Raw genomic sequence first — 17,667 nt, 5'->3', positions numbered from 1 at the left:
GCGCGGCATGACCACCGAGCTGCACGGGCGCACCGAGCGCCTCGAACTCTCCGACCAGAGCCTGCGCGACTTCGAGGCCGTGGTCCTCGACGCGACCCCCGAGGGCATCGTGGTCAACAGGTCGGCCTTCTACCCCGGCGGGGGCGGCCAGCCCGCCGACCACGGCGTGCTCATCTGGCAGGGCGTCGAGACCCGCGTCGTCGGCGTGCGCAAGGGCGACGACCTCCAGCTGATCCCCGCCGAGGGCGACCCGATCCCGCCGGTGGGCACGGTCGTGCGCGCCGCCGTGGCGGACGAGCGGCGCTCCGCCCTGATGCGCACCCACTCCGGCCTCCACGTGCTGTGCGGAGTGGTCTTCCGCGACTTCCACTGCCCGGTCACCGGCGGCAACATGGAGCCGCTGACCGCCCGGATGGACTTCAACCTGCCCGAGGTGCCGCCCGGCTTCAAGGAGGCCGTCGAGGACGCCTGCAACGCCGAGATCCTCGCCGACCGCCGCATCGACGTGCGGGTGCTGCCGCGTGACGAGGCGTTCGCGATCCCCGACATCATCCGCACCGCCACCAACCTGGTGCCGCCGGAGGTGCGCGACGTGCGGATCGTCGACATCGTCGGCCTCGACACCCAGGCCGACGGCGGCACCCACGTCGCCTCCACCAAGCAGATCGGCCGCATCAAGGTGACCAAGGTCGAGAGCAAGGGCCGCGGCTTCCGCCGGCTGCGCATCGCGATCTCCGACTGATCCAGACACCTACGGATGTGTCAGGCGGACCCGATACGATGACCGGCCATGACGGGTTTCAGGCTGACGCTGGCCGCACTGGTGACGACCGCTCTCGCGCTGATCGCCGCTCCCGCCATGGCGGCGAACGCCGGCATCACCGCCGACGTCACCATGACCCTGGGCAAGGGCGGCACCGTCCACGTCGTCGAGAAGCTCGAGGGCGGCTCTGGCGAGCTGAAGCGGACGTTCCTCACCCGCACGCGCCACGACGACGCCAACGACCGCCTCTACGAGATCTCCAACGTCAAAGGCGGCACCTACGCCGACGGCGTGCTGACGGTCACCTCGCCCGCGACCGTCGAGTACGACGTGAAGGGCGCGGTCGCCCCCGCCGGTGACGCCGAGGAGCTGCGCTGGTTCGCGGTGAGCGGCTGGGACACCGCCGTCGACAAGGCCACGGTCAAGGTCACCGGCCCCGGCCTGGTGCAGAACCTCTCGTGCTTCGCCGGCGAGCTCACCTCCGCCATCGGCTGCACCTCCGCGGCGATGGACCACACCGGCACCCAGGCCGACTTCGAGCAGGAGGGCCTCGCGCCCGGCCAGGCCCTCACCGTCGTGGTGGGCTTCCCCGAGGGCGCGAGCGGCGGGCAGCCGATCCTCGACAAGCGCTTCTCCCTGGCTGGCGCGTTCGCGCTCAACCCGGTGACCGGCGGCGCGCTGGCGGCCCTGCTGGTGCTGCTGCTCGGCGGCGTGGCGCTGCTCTACTGGACGCGGGGCCGCGACGCCCGCGTCGTCAGCCACGAGACGGGCGCGGTCAACCCCGTGCAGAACGGCCACTTCTCCCCGCCCGACGGCGTCCGTCCGGGCCAGATCGGCACGCTGGTGGACGAGCAGGCCGACGTGGTCGACGTGACCGCGACCATCGTGGACCTCGCAGTACGCGGCTATCTGCGGATCGACGAGCAGCCCCGGCAGACCTACGACGCCCCCGACTGGCTGCTGGTGCGGCTGCCGCACGCGCCGTCCCACACGCTGCTGCCGTACGAGCAGGCGCTCTACGACGCCATCTTCGAGGGGCGTGAGGCGGTGCTGCTGTCGCAGCTGTCCGGCTCGTTCGCGGCCCACCTGGGCAAGGTCCGCGACGCCCTCTACGCCGACGTGGTGCGGCAGGGCTGGTTCGCCCGCCGTCCCGACGCCGAGCGCACCCTCTGGACCACGGTCGGCGTCGTGCTCCTGGTCGCCGGCGTGGTGTCCACGGCCCTGCTCGCCTGGTTCACCTCCTACGGCCTGCTGGGGCTGGCCGTCATCATCGCGGGTGGCGCGCTGGCCGTCGGCGGCCAGTACATGCCGGCCAAGACCGCCAAGGGGGCGGCGGCGCTCGCGCACACGCTCGGCTTCCGCGACTTCCTCTTCTCCGGCGACGTGGGCAACGTCGCGGAGAAGGACCGGGTCGAGCTGTTCTCCCGCTATCTCCCGTACGCCGTGATCTTCGACGGGGTGGAGCACTGGTCGCGGCTGGTGGCGTCGGTGACCGGCAACGGACACCAGGCCGACAACCTCTACTGGTACCACGGCCCGGCGGAGTGGGACCTGTCGAAGTTCGCCGGCTCGATGCGCACGTTCACCACGACCACGTCGGGCGCGATCTCGGCGAGCCGTCAGTTCCGCACGCTCTGAGGTCAGCGGTGGGTGGTGCGCACGCGCAGCTCGCCCACCGGCTCGCCGCCGCCCATCACGCGGTGGACGGCGAGCCCGTCGAGCGCCGGCGAGGTCAGGCCGAGCGAGCGCAGCGCCGCCACGGTGAGCGGGGTGCGGGCCCGGCCCGAGCCGTCCTCGATCTTGATGACGCCGGTCCTGCCGTCCTCGAACACGAACGCCTGGAAGCCCTCCGCGCCCGCCTTCACCAGCAGGCCGGGCAGCGCCCGCATGAGCGCGGCCTCCGGCCGATGAGTGCCTGACGTCCACTCGGGATGGGCGCGCATCGCGTCGAACACGGCCCGCTCCCTGCTGTCGTCGGCGGCCAGCGCGAGCGACCGGAACGCCTTGGCCACGCCCAGCATCGAGACGAAGAACAGCGGCGCCCCGCACCCGTCGACGCCCGAGGCGGTGATCCGCTCGCCGGTCAGCTCCTCCACGGTGTTCCGGATCGCCCGCTGCAGCGGGTGGGTGACCGCCAGGTAGGAGGCGGTGGGCCAGCCGTTGGCGACGCACGCGGCGAGCATGGCGGCGTGCTTGCCCGAGCAGTTCATGTAGAGGCGGCCGCGCTCGGTCACCGCCCGGTCCTCCGGATAGTCCTCGGGGCAGAGCAGCGCCGACTCGTCGAGCCCCACCCCGGCCAGGATCTTCGTGACGCCTTCGACGTGGAAGGGCTCGCCCGCGTGGGAGGCGCAGGCCAGCGCCAGCAGCTCGCCGCTCAGGTTGAGGCCGTTGTGGAGCATCGCCAGCGCCTGCAGCGGCTTCATGGTCGAGCGGGGCGAGGCCGGCACGTGCACCGCCCCGTGCGCCTCGGCGGGGCTGCCCACGGTGTCGAGGGCCAGCATGCGCACCTCGTGCCTGGACTCCACGAACCCGGACCGGACGACCTCCACGACCAGCGACATCACGCACCCCTTTCGTCACGAGTCTACGGAGGTCTCACGGCTGGGCCAGAATGGGATCCCATGCGAGCAGTCGTTCAGCGGGTGAGCTCCGCCTCGGTGGCCGTCGACGGGCAGACGGTCGGCGCGATCGACGAGCCCGGCCTCCTCGTCCTGGTGGGCGTGACCCACACCGACACGCGGGCCCAGGCGGCCAGGCTGGCCGCCAAGCTGTGGGGCCTGCGCGTCCTGCACGGCGAGAAGTCGTGCTCCGACGTGGCCGCGCCGCTCCTGGTGATCAGCCAGTTCACCCTCTACGGCGACGCCCGCAAGGGCAGGCGCCCCACCTGGCAGGCCGCCGCGCCGGGACCCGTCGCCGAGCCGCTGGTCGACGCGGTGGTCGAGGAGCTGCGCGGGCTGGGCGCGCACGTGGAGACGGGCAGCTTCGGCGCCGACATGAAGGTGTCGCTCGTCAACGACGGCCCGATCACGCTGATCGTGGACGTCTAGCGGGCCGCGCTATCTGATGCGCCGGCGCAGCCCCGGGTCGATGCTCACGTTGCGGCCCGCGTCGGGCGGCACCACGACCTCCTGGGCGGCCGCCACGCCGCCGGCCAGGAGCTGGGCGTCGACCGGGACCGTCCGCTTGATCACCGCCAGCGCGATGGGCCCGAGCTCGTGGTGGCGGGCCGCCGAGCCGACGGTGCCGACCTCCTGGCTCTCGAAGATCACCGGCGCGCCGTGCGCGGGCAGCGTGTCGACGCTGCCGTCGAGGTGCAGGAAGACCAGCCGCCGCGGCGGGTGGCCCAGGTTGTGGACGCGGGCGACCGTCTCCTGGCCGCGGTAGCAGCCCTTGGTGAGGTGGACCGCCGGACCGATCCAGCCCACTTCGTGGGGGATCGTCTTGTGGTCGGTGTCGAACCCCAGCCGCGGCCGGTGCGCCTCGATCCGCAGCGCCTCGTACGCCCACAGGCCCGCGAGCGGCTTGCCCAGGTGGTCGCCCAGCTCGGCGCGCGGCACGTAGGAGTCGCCGGCGGCGGTGGACAGCACCGCGAGGTCGTCGGCCCGCGTCACCTCGACCCTGAGCATGAACCGCATCCGGTCGAGGTAGCCGATCAGGGCGTCGGCGGTGCCGGGCTCGACGTGGGCCAGCACGGCCGCACCGTCGTCGACCAGGGTCAGGTGGTGTTCGACGCGGCCCTGGGGGTCGAGCACGAGCGTCTGCGTCCACTCGCCCGGCTGGAGAGTGTCGAGTTTCTGCGAGGTGAGGTCGTTGAGCCAGGTCAGCCGGTCGGCCCCGGAGACGCGCACCACCTCGCGGTTGCTCCGGTCGACGACCGCCTCGCCTTTGACCAGCGCGCGCTGCTCGGCGAACAGGTCGCCGTAGTGTGCCGCGACGTCGGCGTCGGGGGCGTCGGCTGCGACGGCTCCCGGCAGATCCAGCAGTGGGCTACGCATACCTCCCAGGCTATCGGCACTCGCGGCAGCGCCCGAAGACGGTCAGGTGGTGGACGTCGGCCGCGAACCCCAGCTCGTCGTCGAGCCCGCGCACCAGCCCTTCGGCCAGCTCGGGCCGGACCTCGATGACCTGGCCGCAGCCCCGGCACACCAGGTGGACGTGGTCGGCCTCGGCCGCCAGGTGGTAGGTCGGGGCGCCGTGACCCAGGTGGGTGTGGGTCACCATGCCGAGCTCTTCGAGCAGCTCCAGAGTGCGGTAGACGGTGGAGATGTTGACCCCGCGGGCGGTCTCGCGGACCTTGCCGCAGATCTCCTCGGGCGTGGCGTGCTCCAGCTCCTTGACCGCCTCCAGGACGAGCTGGCGCTGCGGAGTGACCCGGTAACCCTTGGCGCGAAGCTCCTCATGCCACTGCGTCTCCGTCATGCCCCCGAGTCTACGGCCGGACGTTAATCGCTTGCCCTGTCAGCCGGAGACCGCATAGCTTCGTGAATACGCGGAAAGGAGGTGGTCCACATAATGGTTAGCCATAAGAGGACCAGCGAGGTGGTTGTCCGCTGACGACGCGGGCTGTTGTCTCGCAGTCGTTCGCGAGTACGAGGCAACCACCGGGGCCCCTGGCAGCCGGAGGGCGTGACACCTGTCATCGCCTTTGGTCCATCCGGCCCGCTCTCCCCGAGAGCGGAACGTCGCCCGGGGCCCTTCTTCGTTTCTCAGCCGACCTTCTTCAGCTCCGCCGACATGTGCGACGTGAGCGGATGCCCCACCGCGGCCATGTCGTAGGCCCACATCAGGTTGCCGTTGACCAGCCCGTAGAGGCGGCGGCCCGCGGTGTACTCCTTGGCCGTGACCGTGCGCGCCACCACATCCGTCCGCAGGTCGATCTTGTGGAAGACGACCTCGCCGACGTAGATCTCCACGATGCCGGTCGGGTGTGACAGCACCACCTCCAGCTGCCGTTCCGGCAGCGCCCGCCAGTAGCCCGACTCCGTGGCCAGCGGCCTGACCCGGTTGCCGTCCTGGTCGAGCAGCCAGGTGCGGCTCACGTACGTCAGGAAGGGCTTGCCGTTGTGGCCGAACTCGATCTCCTGACCGAAGTTGAAGCTCTCGATCGTCGGGTAGCCCCCGACGCCGGCGCCTTCCCACCGTCCGAGCAGGAAAGCGATCGGTTCCAGGTCAGGATGCACCTGTGGTTCCTCCATATGCAGAACCCTAGTGGCGCGGGGCGGGCGGGTGACGTTCTAGGGTGGCGGGCATGGCACGATCACTGGTGATCAAGGTGACGGCGGGCGCCGACGACCCCGAGCGCTGCAACCAGGCGTTCACGGTCGCGGCCGCGGCGCTCGCGAGCGGGGTTCCCGTCTCCGTCTGGCTGACCGGCGAGTCCGCGTGGTTCGCGCTCCCCGGCCGGGCCGAGAAGTTCGAGCTGCCCCACGCGGTCCCGCTCGCCGAGTTGCTCGGCGCGGTGCTGGCCAGCGGGCGGGTGACGCTCTGCACGCAGTGTGCGGCGCGGCGCGAGATCACGGTCGAGGACGTGATCGAGGGCGTGCGCATCGCCGGAGCGCCCACGTTCGTCGAGGAGGTGACGGACGAGGGCGTCCAGGCGCTCGTCTACTGACCTACTGGGCCAGCACGGCGCTGAGCCGTTCCTGGCGGAGCTGCTCGTAGCGGGTGTCGTCGAGCGGGGCCAGCTCGCCCACCCGCCACGACAGCAGCAGGTCGGCCAGCGCCGGGTTGCGGGCCAGGGCGGGGCCGTGCAGGTAGGTGCCGACCACGTGGCCGGCGTAGCAGCCCTCGAAGCCGTCGCCGTTGCCGACGCCCTTCACGGTCCTAGACAGCGGCTTTACGCCGGGGCCGAGACGGGTGACGCCCATGTGGTTCTCGAACCCGGTCAGCGTCGGCAGCCCGAGCGCGGCGTCGACCTCGGCCACCAGCTCGCCCACGGCCCTCGCGGGACCCCGGGCGCTGGCGAGGTCGAGCAGGCCGATGCCGTCGACCGGCTGACCCTCCTCGCCGCCGAACGTGCTGCCCATGATCTGGTAGCCGGCGCAGACGGCGAGCAGGGAGGCGCCGCGGGTGACCGCGCGCTGCAGGCCGCCGTCGCGGCGCAGCCGCTCGGCCGCGAGGATCTGCGGCCGGTCCTCGCCGCCGCCGATGAGGTAGACGTCGCCGGTCTCCGGCACCGGGTCGGAGGAGCGGACGTGGACCGTCTCCGTCTCGATCCCGCGACGCTGGGCGCGATGCTCCAGGACGAGCACGTTGCCCTGGTCGCCGTAGGTGCTCAGCAGGTCGGGGTAGATCCAGACGATGCGCAGGGCGCTGTCAGACGGCACGGCCGAACTCCGATCGGATCTGCTGGAAGGCGGTGTAGTTGGCGATCACGTCGACCCGGCCGGGCGGCTGCATGGCCAGCGCCTCCGAGAACGACGCGCAGAGCGCGAACGGCACGTCGGCCACTTCGAGCCGGAGCGCCAGGTCGAGGCGGCGCTCACCGGTCACGAACACGGGCCGCCCGCGCAGGATGCGATAGTCGACGTCCCACAGCCAGGAGGTGTCGCGGCCGTCGGGGCCCTGCGCGTTGACCGACAGGATGATCGGCAGGTTGGGGTCGGAGACGTCGAACGCCTCCAGCCAGCCCGCGGGGTTCTTGGACAGCAGCAGCCGCGCCTGGCGGCCGTCGCGCTCGACCGTCGTGTAGCGGCCGGCGACCGAGGTCACCTCGCGCAGCCGGGGCATCGCCCGCTCCACCGACAGCCCGAACGCGTCGGCGACGGCCAGCGCCATCGCCGCGTTGGACCGGTTGGCCAGGCCGGGGAGCTGGATGTCGATCAGCCAGCGCTGGCCGCGCGGGTCGATCACCGCATCGTCGTCGAGCACCCACTGCGGCTCGGGCCGGTGGAAGGTGCACTCGCGGCAGGCCCAGTCGGCGTCCTTGCGCTCCAGCGGGCCGCCGCACTCGGGGCAGCTCCAGGAGTCTTCCTTCCAGCGCTGCCCGCCGGCCACCCAGGTGACCTTGGCGGCCGTGGAGGCGCCCCAGGTGACCAGCGGGTCGTCGCAGTTGGCGATGACGTGGGTGGGCTTGCCCGACAGGGCGTTGCGCCACTTCTGCGCCAGCAGCCAGATCTCGGCGGCGCGGTCCATCTGGTCGCGGCTGAGGTTCATCAGGCAGACGACGCCCGCGCCGGTGGTGTCGAGCACCTCGGGCAGGTATTTCTCGTCGACCTCCAGCACGCCGTAGGGCGCGTTCTTGTGCGTGGAGAGGGCGGAGACGTGGCCCGCGGGCATGTTGGCGCCGAACGCGTTGGTGGCCACCTCCCCCAGCTCCAGCAGTGCGGACGTGATCAGCCGCGTCGTGGTCGTCTTGCCGTTGGTCGCGCTGACCAGGGCCAGCTTGCGGTCGCGGGCAAGCTTGCGGAGCAGGTCGGGCTCGAGCATCAGGCCGACCCGCCCGCCGATCACCGAGCCGTCGCCGCGCCCGGTCATCCTGGACAGCGTGGCGGCACTGCGGCCCAGGGCGCTCGCGAGCTGAGCCCGCAGTGAAAGCTGGGTCATGCTGACAAATCCTAGTCCGGATCGGACATGCCCAACCGCTTACTCGCGATCACCGGACCTGTTCCGCCAGGTGAGGCTCCGGGAACGAGATCTCGGGCGCGCTGTCGTGCCCGAACGGCAGCACGAACCTGTGCGGCCACGCCAGCACCCCTTCCAGCCACCCGGCCCCCATGATCTGGCCGACGTGCCGGAGCCTGGCCTGCGGCTCGACGCCGATGGCCACCGCGTCGACGTCACGCCTGACGCCCTCGTGCTCGTCGTCGCCCAGGATGACCCGCCAGGCCAGCTCCCTGTTGTGGTCCATCTCCATCGACAGCGGGTGGTGGCGCAGCGCCTTGGCCCGGTGGCCGAGCAGCTCCCCATGGGGCTCCGGGTGCGGGCCGTCGCCGTTCTGCCGGAAGATCGCGTACTCCATCGGCGGGGCGGGGGTGCGCAGGTCCGGCGCGGGCCTCCCGTACGGGAAGAGCCTGTCGACCTCGTGCAGCCAGCGCACCTGCGGGAGCACCCACGAGGCGCCGGGGCGCTCGCCGCCCCCCTGGCCGCCCAGCAGGCGGGTGGCGGCGGCGGCCGCCTTCTCGGTGAGCAGCGCCGGGTCGAACCAGCTCCGCAGCGCCCAGGCGCGGCGCCGCACCGAGCGCTCGACCAGCGTGGCGAGCAGGCACTCGGCGCGACGGGCCGGCAGCTCGGCCCAGGCGGCCGCGAGCGCCCGCGGCACGCCGGGCAGCGGCCGGTTGCTGACGAAGGCGAGCACGACCGTGTCGCACCAGATGCGCAGCCAGGCCCACTCGGGCGCGTCGGCGAGCACGTCGGCCTCGCGGAGCTCCACCAGCGTGCAGGCCTGGCCGGTGCGGCACGGCGCGCCGCAGGCGGCCGAGCGGCGGCCCCTGATCGGCGGCGGCGGGCCGGCCAGCGCCTTCTCGCGCGACTCGCCGAGCGGCACGCGCACCCGCAGCGGCCGGTCCATCCCGTCGGCGAACACGGCCGCGTCGCCGGGCGGCAGCGAGACGACCTGGCGGGACTGCTCCTCGCTGAGGTTCATGGCCGCGCCGACGAGCTGCCGGTCGTCCTCGGCGGGCAGCCGGTGCACGACCTTGAGCGCGGTGTTCTTGACCACGTCGGAGACCAGCTTGGTGGGGATCTGCTCGGCCACCACGATGCCCTCGCCGTACGCCCTGATCTCGGCGAGCATGCCGGCCAGCAGCTCCACCGCGTGCGTGGCGGCCCGGCCGGTGCCGCGGTCGCGCAGCAGCCGGTGCGCCTCCTCGATGACGATGACGTGCCGCAGGCCGGCGCTCTTCTCCTGGCGGGCGCGCATCCGCAGGTGTTCGACGACCCGGATGATCAGCGTGCCCATGAGGAACGCCTTGTCCTCGTCGTTGGCCACGTCCTCGATCGCCAGCACCACGTTGCGGCGCAGCAGCCCGCCGATGTCGGCCGGGTGGCCGCCCTCGAAGAACCGGCCGGCCGAGCCGACGCGCAGCGAGCGCAGCCGCAGCGAGATGAACCCCTCCACGTCGGCCTGCACCTCGCGGCCGTAGCCGATCTCCTGGATGACGTCCATCGCGTGCCGCTGGAGCTGCTCCAGCGTCGGCACGCTCGGCGGCACCTTCGACCCGGGCACGGCGCCGCCGGTGACGACGTCCCAGCCGGTGGCCTCGTACACGCGCTGCAACGCCAGCGACATGATCTGCGGGAACGGCTCCTCGGCGTCGAAAGCCGCCATGAACAGCGCCCTGATCATGTCGATATGCGCCTGCACCGGGTAGCCGGGCTCCGGCTCCAGCGGGTTCACGCTGAACGGCACGCCGTCCGGCGCCGACGGGTTGATCACGGTGACCTGCGCCGGTTCGACCCGCCCGGCGATGGCCGCGTACTCGGACTTGGCCGCCTCGATGGCCAGCCACGGGATGCCCGCGTTGCTGAGCTGCTCCAGCAGGTGCCTGACGGTCTGCGACTTGCCCGAGCCGGTGGCGCCGGTGACGAACGCGTGCCGGTTGAGCGTGGCCAGCGGCACCCGGAACGAGCCGACCGGCCGGTCCTGGCCGTCGAGGATCTCGCCCAGCTCCAGCTCGCCCTCCCCGGCCTCGGACGTCACGTCGAAGAACCCGGAGTCGAGCACCCGCACGCCCGGCACCTCGCGCCTGGGCAGCCCGGCCAGCGCCGCCAGCGCCCCCGCCGTGGCCGCGAACGGGGCCGCCGCGCCGTCGGCGGGGTCCTGCATGGTCAGCGCCAGCGCCTCCGGCAGCGCGTGCACCGCGCCGTGCGCGCTGCGCAGCCGGTACGGGTGATGGCTCATCTCCACCGACCCGACCAGGACGGGCGCGATCTGCCGCAGTTCGTCAGGGTTGGCGGCGCCGGCCAGCACCCGGACGTTCCAGAGCCCGGCCTCGCGGAAGGCGTCGAGCTCCTGCATGCGCCGCTCGGCCCGCTCGGCGTCGAACCTGGACCGCTCGGAGGCGTCGCCGTACTGCCTGAGCACGTTGAGCTGGGTGCGCAGATGAGCCACCTCGGCGTCGAGCAGGTCGGTCGGCTCGGCCACGACCAGCCACGCGAAGGGCCGCGACATCAGGGTGACCAGCGTCGCCTCGAACAGCGTCGGTCTTTTCAGCTCGTCGGCGTCCGGCTCTCTGCGGCCCCCGAGCGGCGGCGCCTGACGGCCGGGGCACGGGGTCCAGACCAGGTCCGCCAGGTCGGCCAGGTAGCCGTCGTCGAGCTCGACGCCGCGCGCGCCGCCGGGGAAGAGCAGCGGCTGCGGCCCGGCCGGGCGGTCGGGCGAGTCCGGCGACCGGCGCGGCTGCCGGGGCGGCGACAGCGGGCCCGCGTTCGTGATCAGCTCCAGCGGCGCGCCCGACCCGCGCGAGAGCCAGCCGATGACGAACGGCCTGTCGCGCGCCGCCGCCGACAGCGCGGCGGGCAGCACGGTGACGAAATCCCACTCGGCCGACGAGCTGCGCGAGGGAGCGGCGATCGACTGGATCCGGTACCAGGGTCCGCTCAGCGACACACTCGGCTGCATTTCATCCCCCCACAGACGGTTGTCAGTAAACTCCCGCCGAACGCCAGCGCATCACGTGGACTTTGACCATTTCCTTGCCTGTCATTGCCTGTCCTTGCGCCAGTCGAGGCGTGCCGGTGGCGGGCCGAGGTTCGGCGGCGGCTCGCGGTGGCCGTTCTCGGAGGGCTCCTGGATCGTGGTCTCGCGCACCTCCTCCAGCTCGGCGAGCGTCGTCTTGGGGAAGGTCAGGATCGCCGGGTTGGCGTCGGCCAGGCGGACCCGCCGGCCGTGCGCGGTCGCGTCGGTGACGATCACCGACGTGGTGGGGAGCTGCTGGAGCTGGTGCGGCTCGACGAGGAACTCGCGCGAGCGCTGCAGCACCCGCTCCTTCTCCGAGATCTTGTCGGCGGTGCGGCCCCACTCGGTCGACTCGGTGATGTCCTCGGCCAGGTCGGCGGCGCTCTCGTCGGGCCGCCCGCCGGCGTCGTCGAGCTGCTCGATGGTGGAGGTGTAGCCGCCGTCCAGGCCCGGCAGCGACTCGCTGATCGTCTCGGTGAGCTGGGCCAGCTCCAGCCGGTGCTCGGTGCCGACGTGCTCGCTCGCCACCCTGGCGTCCTCGGCGTTGCCCAGCCGCATGAACGCGACCGCCGCGTGGCCGCGGCCGAGCCGCTCGCGCACGGTCGGCGTGAGCGAGCGGTAGGTCAGCACCAGTCCGGTACGGGACGTCTCGCAGGCGTCCATGAGCCGGTCGAGCACGTCGCCGCGGAGCTTGTCGGCGCCCGCCACGATGATCGTGTGGTACCACGGCCGGTCGGAGGCGGGCGACTGGCGCAGGATGTGGGTGAGCGCGGTCGCCACGTACGTGCCGAGCACGCGGTTGCCGAACACCCCGGCCTGCCGGTCCATGCTGACCACGCGCAGCCGGGCGGGCGGCAGCCGGACCGCCTGCGTGCCGAGCGTCTCCAGCTTGCGCAGCTGCGACTCCAGCGCCCAGGCCCGCTCGATCACCACCCGGTCGCTCACCCCGCGCCCGAACAGCGTGCCGATGCGCTCCAGCTGGGTGGCGGTGATGAGGCCGAACCGCAGGTCCTCGCGCGGGTCGCCGACCTGCGCCAGCGCCCGCAGGGCGGCCGTCACCTGGCTGATCGTGGCGTTCTCGCCGAGCACCTCGAGCACCCGTTCCAGGATCGCGTTGTCGAAGCTGAGGTCGCGGGTGGTGCGGTGCTCCTCGCTCACGCTGACCACGTGCGCGAGCACGTCGGCGAACGCCTCGGGCTTGAGCGTCGCCCCCAGGTCGAGCCGGGGCAGGTCCACCGGCAGCACCCACACGAGCGGGTCGTCGCCGCCCTTGCGGGCCAGCTCGATCAGGTCCTTGGCGATCGCGCCCTCCGACAGGTCGAGCACCGTCAGGTGGCCGCCGCTGTAGAGGCGGGTCGCGCCGAGCAGCGTGATCAGCGCCGACCAGCCCGGCAGCGTGCCGCCGGCCACGTCGACCCGGTCGATCTCGTCGGGCACCGCGACCGAGTACCAGGTGAGCTGGCGGTCGAAGCGTTCCTTCTCCTCCTGCCACTCGCGGTAGAGCTGGGCGTGCTCCTCCTGCGCCCTGAACAGCTCCCTGTCACGTTCCTGGCGCTGGCGGTCGTTCCTCGCCTGCTGCTCCGACACGCGGTAGCGGACCGCCCGGTCGCCCTGGACGAGCGCGTAGGCGCAGATGGCCGCCACCCCGCCGGCCGCGAGCACGCCGATCAGCGCGAACTGCCAGGCGAGGTAGCCGACCAGGGCCAGCACGACGATCAGCGCGGCCAGCACGAGCATGAACGCGCGCACCAGCCGCACCGGCCGGTTCAGCATGTCTTCCTGGAGCCGCTCGCGGCGCAGCAGCGCGGCCCGCTCCTCGTCGTCCCGCTCGGTGACGGGCGGCTCCTCCGCCGGAGACGGCCGTTTCGGCGGCGGGCCCGGGTCGGGATGCGGCAGGATGTACTGCCAGCCCAGGTAGATGCGGTCGGCCTGGAGCTGCGCGTGATCGGGATGCACGTCCGCCACGTGACCCCCTCCGGCTGCGCTATGTCGTTCTGTTTTCCCTCCGCTCCGTGACAGCGTATGAGCTACAACCCCTGCTGCGGCAGGGTTCTCGGCAATTCCGCCAGCTTGATGGGCGCAATGGGGTGAGTGGGACAAGGTTGACCTATTACCATCACTAGCCATGACGGAAGCGCCCGCCGGCAGCAGCGAACACAGACGCCCGGTCGTGGTGCCCGTCATCGCCCTGCTGACCGTGACCGTCGTCGGCATCGTCGCGCTGCTCGGCGGGCTGGAGGAGGTCGAGGTGCCGCCCAAGACCCTCAGCCAGGGCGCGGTCCTCGACCAGGGGCTCTACTCCACCAGGTTCGTCGAGGCGCGGGTGACGGTGGAGAAGGGCGAGCTGACCTTCGAAGAAGACAAGCGGTTCGTGGAGATGGTCTTCGACGTCACCAACCTGGGCGACGAGACCATGAGCGTCGGCATGCCGCCCGCCAAGCCCGATCAGGCCGGGTTCGGCTCCTCCTTCGCCAACTCCCTGGTCAGGATCACGCCGACGATCAAGGAGGGCAAGGGGCCGTTCACCTTCGCGCTGGCCGAGGAAGACCAGACGAACCAGCTCCATCCGGGCACGACGACCAAGGTCGTCGTACGCTACCGGCTCGACGCGGGCGAGCGGCCGCCCGAGCAGATGACGCTCGACGTGGCGACTTTCGCGTACGAGCCCGGCTTCCAGGACGAGACCGTCCGGTGGCAGATGGTCACCGAGCAGGCGGGCGAGAAGTGGGTGCCGACCGTCCAGGCCAAGGTGACGCTCCCCGTCAAGACCGGAGGCTCGGCGTGACCGCCACCGCCCGGCGCCCAGAGGCTCCCGAGGCCCCCGGCCGGCGCTCCGGGCGGCGGGGCGGGTCGCGGCTGCTCAACGCCGCCGTCGGGCTCGTGCTCCTGGGCGCGGCGATCGGCCTGCAGTCGCTGGACCTCAGCCACAACGAGTACTCCGCCCCGCTGACCTACCTCGGCGGCAAGGGCGAGAACGTCGACGCCACCCGGTTCGTCGTCCGGCTCAACTCGGTCACCGCGGCCAAGAGCATCCGGCACCTCTCCGACACGCTCAAGACGGACCGCCTGTTCCTCGTCGTCGACGTCTCCGCCAAGTCCAAGCTCAAGCCGTACAAGCTCGGGCCGGCCGTGCTGCTGACCACCGACGGCAAGAAGTTCTCCGCCACCGACCGGATCGACAGTTCGGCCACCGCCAGCGCCAAGTGGGTGCAGCCCGACATCTGGGCCGGGGGGTCGTACTTCTTCGAGGTGCCCGCCTCCGTGCTCGCCGGCGCCCGGCTGGTCGTCGGGCTGCCGCCGACGGCGCTGGTCGAGCCGTACCAGCCGGAGGCCGAGATCGACCTCGCGCTGGACGAGGCGGCGGCGCGCAAGCTCGTCGGCTCCGCCCAGGACGTCTACTCCACCGCCGAGAAGTGATCTGCCGATGAGCAACGAACGCGACTGGTTCGCTCCCAGGAAGGACCACCGGCGCCCGCAGGAACCCGACACCCCGCCCTCCCCCGGCCCGTACGACCAGGTCCCGCCGGAACAGGACGACCCGCCGTACGATCCGGAACGGCCCTCCCGCCCCCGGCACGCGGCACCTCCTGGTCAACCCCCGCATCACGGAGATCCGGGACAGCCCGGCGCGGGCGGGCCCACGTACCCGGACGGCTCGGGCCGGCCCACATATCCGGACGGTGCCGGCCGGCCGTACCCGGATCGGCAGGCCGCCGAGCAGCACCCCGCCACCGGCCATCCGGCCCATCCTGACCGGCAGCCCCCCGCCGGCCATCCGGCCCGCCCTGACCAGCAGCCCTCGGCCGGACAACGCTCCCCCACGGGCCGACCTGCGCGGCCACGACGCCAGGCGCGGCCGGGACAACCTCAGGCTGGGCAGGCGCCCCCTCAGAGTCCCGCGCCCCCTCCGGGCTGGCCTCAAGGCCCGCGCGGGCAAGGCGCCCAGGGAGGGCCGCCCACGACCCCCGGCACGCTCCCTGGCCGGAGCCGCCCCATGCCCCCCGACCAGCAGGTCTGGCCCCCCGTCCCGCGCCGCAACCCCATGGGCGCCACCCAGCCCATCCCGGCGGTACGAGCCGACAAACCCCTGCCCCGGCCCTTCCCGCCCCCCGGGAAACCCGCCCCCGGACCGGCCGCACCCGAAGCGAGCCCACCGGAGCGCCGGCCCGCCGCGGAAACCGGCGGACTCCACCCCGCGCCCGGCCCCGACGCGGCCCTGGGGATGGGGGGACTCGGCGCGGAAACCGCCTCAGGGATCGGCGGACCCTCCGACACGGCCGCCCTGGGGATGGGCGCGATCGCCGCGAAAACCGGCGGGGCCGGTGAGAGCGTCTCCGGGGCCGGAGGGGCTGCCTCCGGAAAGGGGGGCGCGCGGTCGCGGAGGAAGCGGATGGTGTTCGTCGCCGTGGGCGCTGTCGTGGCGTCCCTGCTCGCCACCGCCGCCACCGCGTTCGACGGCTACCAGTTCTACGAGTCCGTCACCACCAGAGGGCTGTACCCGAAGCAGGTGACGGTCCCGGCCGGTGGCTCGTACGAGGTCTACAAGACGGAGTTCAAGGCCGCCGTCGCCCCCACCGACCCGCCGAAGGACAACAAGCACGGCCCGGAGGTCACCTGGCTCGCGATCGACATCAGGAAGAAGGTCCTCGACGAGGACAGCGCGACCATGGTGGCCGAGCCCACGGATCTCGAGCTGACCGACCGGGCGGGCCGCACCTGGGTGGTGGAGCTGATCCCGGGCGACCGGCCGACCGACCGGCTGGTGGTGGGCCAGGAGTATCGGATCCAGGGCGTCGCCGTGGTGCCCACCGAGGTGAAGGACGAGGTGGAGCTCTCCTTCAGGCCGAGCTCGTACCGCTCGGACACTCCCATCGACGACCTGTTCAAGAAGGACTCGGAGGCGGTCAGGATCGACAACCTGGTCGAGCTGACGTTCAGGAGGCGTTGAGCGGCTCGCCGCGGAGCCGGGCGCGGGTGGCGGCGATGTCGAAGGTGGCCGCCAGGAGCGCCATGGTCAGCGTGGTCACCAGCAGGTCGCGGACGAAGCCGACCGGCGCGCCCAGGTACATCCAGGCCCAGTCGGCCTCGGAGCCGATGAGGGTGCGGACCGCGCGGTCGCCGTAGCGGGACCCCACGGTCAAGGCCACGTAGCACAGGCACATCATGCCGAACAGCGGGGCGCCACCCCTGACGATCATCCGCAGGGAGTTGGCCAGCGGCAGCCAGCGGTCGGTGAAGCCGCTGGTGACGTGCTGGAACGACTTCTGGGTGATCTCGTGGCTGCTTTCCAGCCGGTCCACGCCCTTCTCCAGGCGGGTGCCCCTGACCAGGGTGCGCGCCTCGTCGGAGAAGGCGCCGAAGACGAGCATGGCCACGGTGAGCCAGGCCAGCGGGACCGCCACCGCGTCCAGGAACAGCGGCCAGAAGGCGCCGAACGCCTCGGTGAAGGCCTCCCAGGCCGGGACCGTCTCCTTGGCGTCGGCCAGCGCCTGCCTGGTGCCGGCGACGGCCGCGCGGCTGTCCGTCCACTCGGCGCGGGCGTCGGCGAAGGCGACCGTCGCGTTCAGCCCGTAGAAGACGAAGCCGAACTCGGAGAAGGCGGCGGCGAACCCATAGAACCGGCCCTTGCCCTTCTCCACCAGCTTGGCGAAGAGCGTCTTCAGCAGGAACGTGACCGCCATCGCGCCGAGTGACACCCGCCAGTCGAGGTCGGCCAGGCTCATGCCGACGTGGGTCTCCTCGCCAAACCACTGGGCCTCGGTCATGTCGTAGAAGTGGTGCAGCAGGTCCATCTGCTGGAAGTCGCGCGCGTCCTCGGTGTGGAAGCCCCAGGCGAGGTAGAGGACCGCGAACGCGGGGGCCATCCGGTCGAGCGTACGGAAGAACCGTTCGTCCTCGACCCCGTCGGCGGCCCGCGCCCGTACCTCCCAGAGCGCGCCGCGCATGCTGTGGAGCATGCCGGTGGTGACGGTCATCGCGGCCAGCACGACCAGCGTGAGGATCGTCATCACGGCGACCAGGCGGAGCTGGCGGAAGTCCCCGTAGGCGACCTCCGTGCCCGCGTACAGCAGCACGTAGCGGACCAGTTCGCCGGCGGAGAACCAGAGGATGAGGGGCAGCGCGCACTTCCCCGCGAGCCGCAGGGTGTGCATGGGCAGTGAGAACGGCGACGGCATCCGCCGGCCCGGTGCTGGGCCGGGCCGTGGCGGCGCCATCACACCAGACGTTCCGGACATCGGTGGAATCGTAGCGGGATGCCACAACCTGCCGCAGCCGCATCCGGGCA

Annotated in this window: 16 protein-coding genes; 7 read left to right on the top strand and 9 right to left on the bottom strand. The window is 72.2% G+C overall.

Going from position 1 to position 17,667, the window contains the following annotated elements; all coding sequences use genetic code 11:
* Window positions 1-7 precede the first annotated feature (7 nt).
* Together ACZ6YG_RS31660 and ACZ6YG_RS31655 are read left to right on the top strand one after the other, a co-directional pair.
* Complete coding sequence (locus tag ACZ6YG_RS31660; RefSeq protein WP_148036675.1) at window positions 8-742, top strand: alanyl-tRNA editing protein; 735 nt, start codon at window positions 8-10, stop codon at window positions 740-742.
* Between the two features lie 48 nt (window positions 743-790).
* Window positions 791-2,401, top strand: a complete 1,611-nt coding sequence (locus tag ACZ6YG_RS31655) for a DUF2207 domain-containing protein (protein WP_466020025.1) — start codon at window positions 791-793, stop codon at window positions 2,399-2,401.
* A gap of 2 nt (window positions 2,402-2,403) precedes the next feature.
* Here ACZ6YG_RS31655 and ACZ6YG_RS31650 read toward each other — a convergent pair whose 3' ends face one another.
* Window positions 2,404-3,324: an asparaginase gene (locus ACZ6YG_RS31650; protein WP_466020024.1), complete on the bottom strand. Its 921-nt coding sequence runs from the start codon at window positions 3,322-3,324 to the stop codon at window positions 2,404-2,406.
* Window positions 3,325-3,384: 60 nt separating this feature from the next.
* Here ACZ6YG_RS31650 and dtd point away from each other — a divergent pair, with 60 nt between their 5' ends.
* The gene (gene dtd, locus ACZ6YG_RS31645) at window positions 3,385-3,810 is read left to right on the top strand and encodes a D-aminoacyl-tRNA deacylase (protein ID WP_466020023.1); all 426 of its coding nucleotides are present in this window, start codon (window positions 3,385-3,387) and stop codon (window positions 3,808-3,810) included.
* Between the two features lie 9 nt (window positions 3,811-3,819).
* On the opposite strand, the gene ygfZ is transcribed toward dtd, so the two are convergent.
* The 3 genes from ygfZ to ACZ6YG_RS31630 all read right to left on the bottom strand — a co-directional run bounded on the left by ygfZ (window position 3,820) and on the right by ACZ6YG_RS31630 (window position 5,958).
* A complete protein-coding gene (ygfZ, locus tag ACZ6YG_RS31640; RefSeq protein ID WP_364233020.1) occupies window positions 3,820-4,758 on the bottom strand; it encodes a CAF17-like 4Fe-4S cluster assembly/insertion protein YgfZ in 939 nt (312 codons plus the stop codon).
* A gap of 10 nt (window positions 4,759-4,768) precedes the next feature.
* A complete protein-coding gene (locus ACZ6YG_RS31635) occupies window positions 4,769-5,182 on the bottom strand; it encodes a Fur family transcriptional regulator (protein WP_148036670.1) in 414 nt (137 codons plus the stop codon).
* A gap of 287 nt (window positions 5,183-5,469) precedes the next feature.
* Complete coding sequence (locus tag ACZ6YG_RS31630; RefSeq protein WP_148036669.1) at window positions 5,470-5,958, bottom strand: heme-binding beta-barrel domain-containing protein; 489 nt, start codon at window positions 5,956-5,958, stop codon at window positions 5,470-5,472.
* A gap of 53 nt (window positions 5,959-6,011) precedes the next feature.
* Between ACZ6YG_RS31630 and ACZ6YG_RS31625 the strand changes: the two genes are divergently transcribed.
* On the top strand, window positions 6,012-6,374 hold the full coding sequence (locus ACZ6YG_RS31625) for a DsrE family protein (RefSeq protein WP_466020022.1): 363 nt from the start codon (window positions 6,012-6,014) through the stop codon (window positions 6,372-6,374).
* Between the two features lies 1 nt (window position 6,375).
* Here the strand turns inward: ACZ6YG_RS31625 and ACZ6YG_RS31620 are convergent, their stop codons facing one another.
* From ACZ6YG_RS31620 to ACZ6YG_RS31605, 4 genes are all read right to left on the bottom strand, one after another.
* Window positions 6,376-7,089 carry a type 1 glutamine amidotransferase gene (locus ACZ6YG_RS31620; RefSeq protein ID WP_148036667.1) on the bottom strand — a complete coding sequence of 238 codons (714 nt, stop codon included), beginning with the start codon at window positions 7,087-7,089 and terminating at the stop codon, window positions 6,376-6,378.
* Window positions 7,079-8,308, bottom strand: a complete 1,230-nt coding sequence (locus ACZ6YG_RS31615) for a MurT ligase domain-containing protein (protein ID WP_148036666.1) — start codon at window positions 8,306-8,308, stop codon at window positions 7,079-7,081. Before ACZ6YG_RS31615 ends, ACZ6YG_RS31620 begins: the two co-directional genes overlap by 11 nt.
* 49 nt (window positions 8,309-8,357) lie before the next feature.
* Window positions 8,358-11,312 carry an ATP-binding protein gene (locus ACZ6YG_RS31610; RefSeq protein ID WP_271278946.1) on the bottom strand — a complete coding sequence of 985 codons (2,955 nt, stop codon included), beginning with the start codon at window positions 11,310-11,312 and terminating at the stop codon, window positions 8,358-8,360.
* A 93-nt stretch (window positions 11,313-11,405) separates the two neighbouring features.
* Window positions 11,406-13,346, bottom strand: a complete 1,941-nt coding sequence (locus ACZ6YG_RS31605) for a hypothetical protein (protein WP_466020021.1) — start codon at window positions 13,344-13,346, stop codon at window positions 11,406-11,408.
* 160 nt (window positions 13,347-13,506) lie between these two features.
* Here ACZ6YG_RS31605 and ACZ6YG_RS31600 point away from each other — a divergent pair, with 160 nt between their 5' ends.
* The 3 genes from ACZ6YG_RS31600 (at window position 13,507) to ACZ6YG_RS31590 (ending at window position 16,329) form a co-directional block, all read left to right on the top strand.
* Window positions 13,507-14,166, top strand: a complete 660-nt coding sequence (locus tag ACZ6YG_RS31600) for a hypothetical protein (RefSeq protein ID WP_466020020.1) — start codon at window positions 13,507-13,509, stop codon at window positions 14,164-14,166.
* Window positions 14,163-14,798: a hypothetical protein gene (locus tag ACZ6YG_RS31595; RefSeq protein ID WP_148036662.1), complete on the top strand. Its 636-nt coding sequence runs from the start codon at window positions 14,163-14,165 to the stop codon at window positions 14,796-14,798. Before ACZ6YG_RS31600 ends, ACZ6YG_RS31595 begins: the two co-directional genes overlap by 4 nt.
* A gap of 973 nt (window positions 14,799-15,771) precedes the next feature.
* Window positions 15,772-16,329: a hypothetical protein gene (locus tag ACZ6YG_RS31590; RefSeq protein WP_148036661.1), complete on the top strand. Its 558-nt coding sequence runs from the start codon at window positions 15,772-15,774 to the stop codon at window positions 16,327-16,329.
* Here the strand turns inward: ACZ6YG_RS31590 and ACZ6YG_RS31585 are convergent.
* Complete coding sequence (locus tag ACZ6YG_RS31585) at window positions 16,316-17,617, bottom strand: hypothetical protein (RefSeq protein WP_219546147.1); 1,302 nt, start codon at window positions 17,615-17,617, stop codon at window positions 16,316-16,318. The two genes, ACZ6YG_RS31590 and ACZ6YG_RS31585, sit on opposite strands and share 14 nt — an antisense overlap.
* Between the last annotated feature and the right edge of the window lie 50 nt (window positions 17,618-17,667).

This window comes from Nonomuraea sp. NPDC054003 (assembly GCF_055585125.1).
This window is presented reverse-complemented; position numbering and strand designations above follow the sequence as displayed.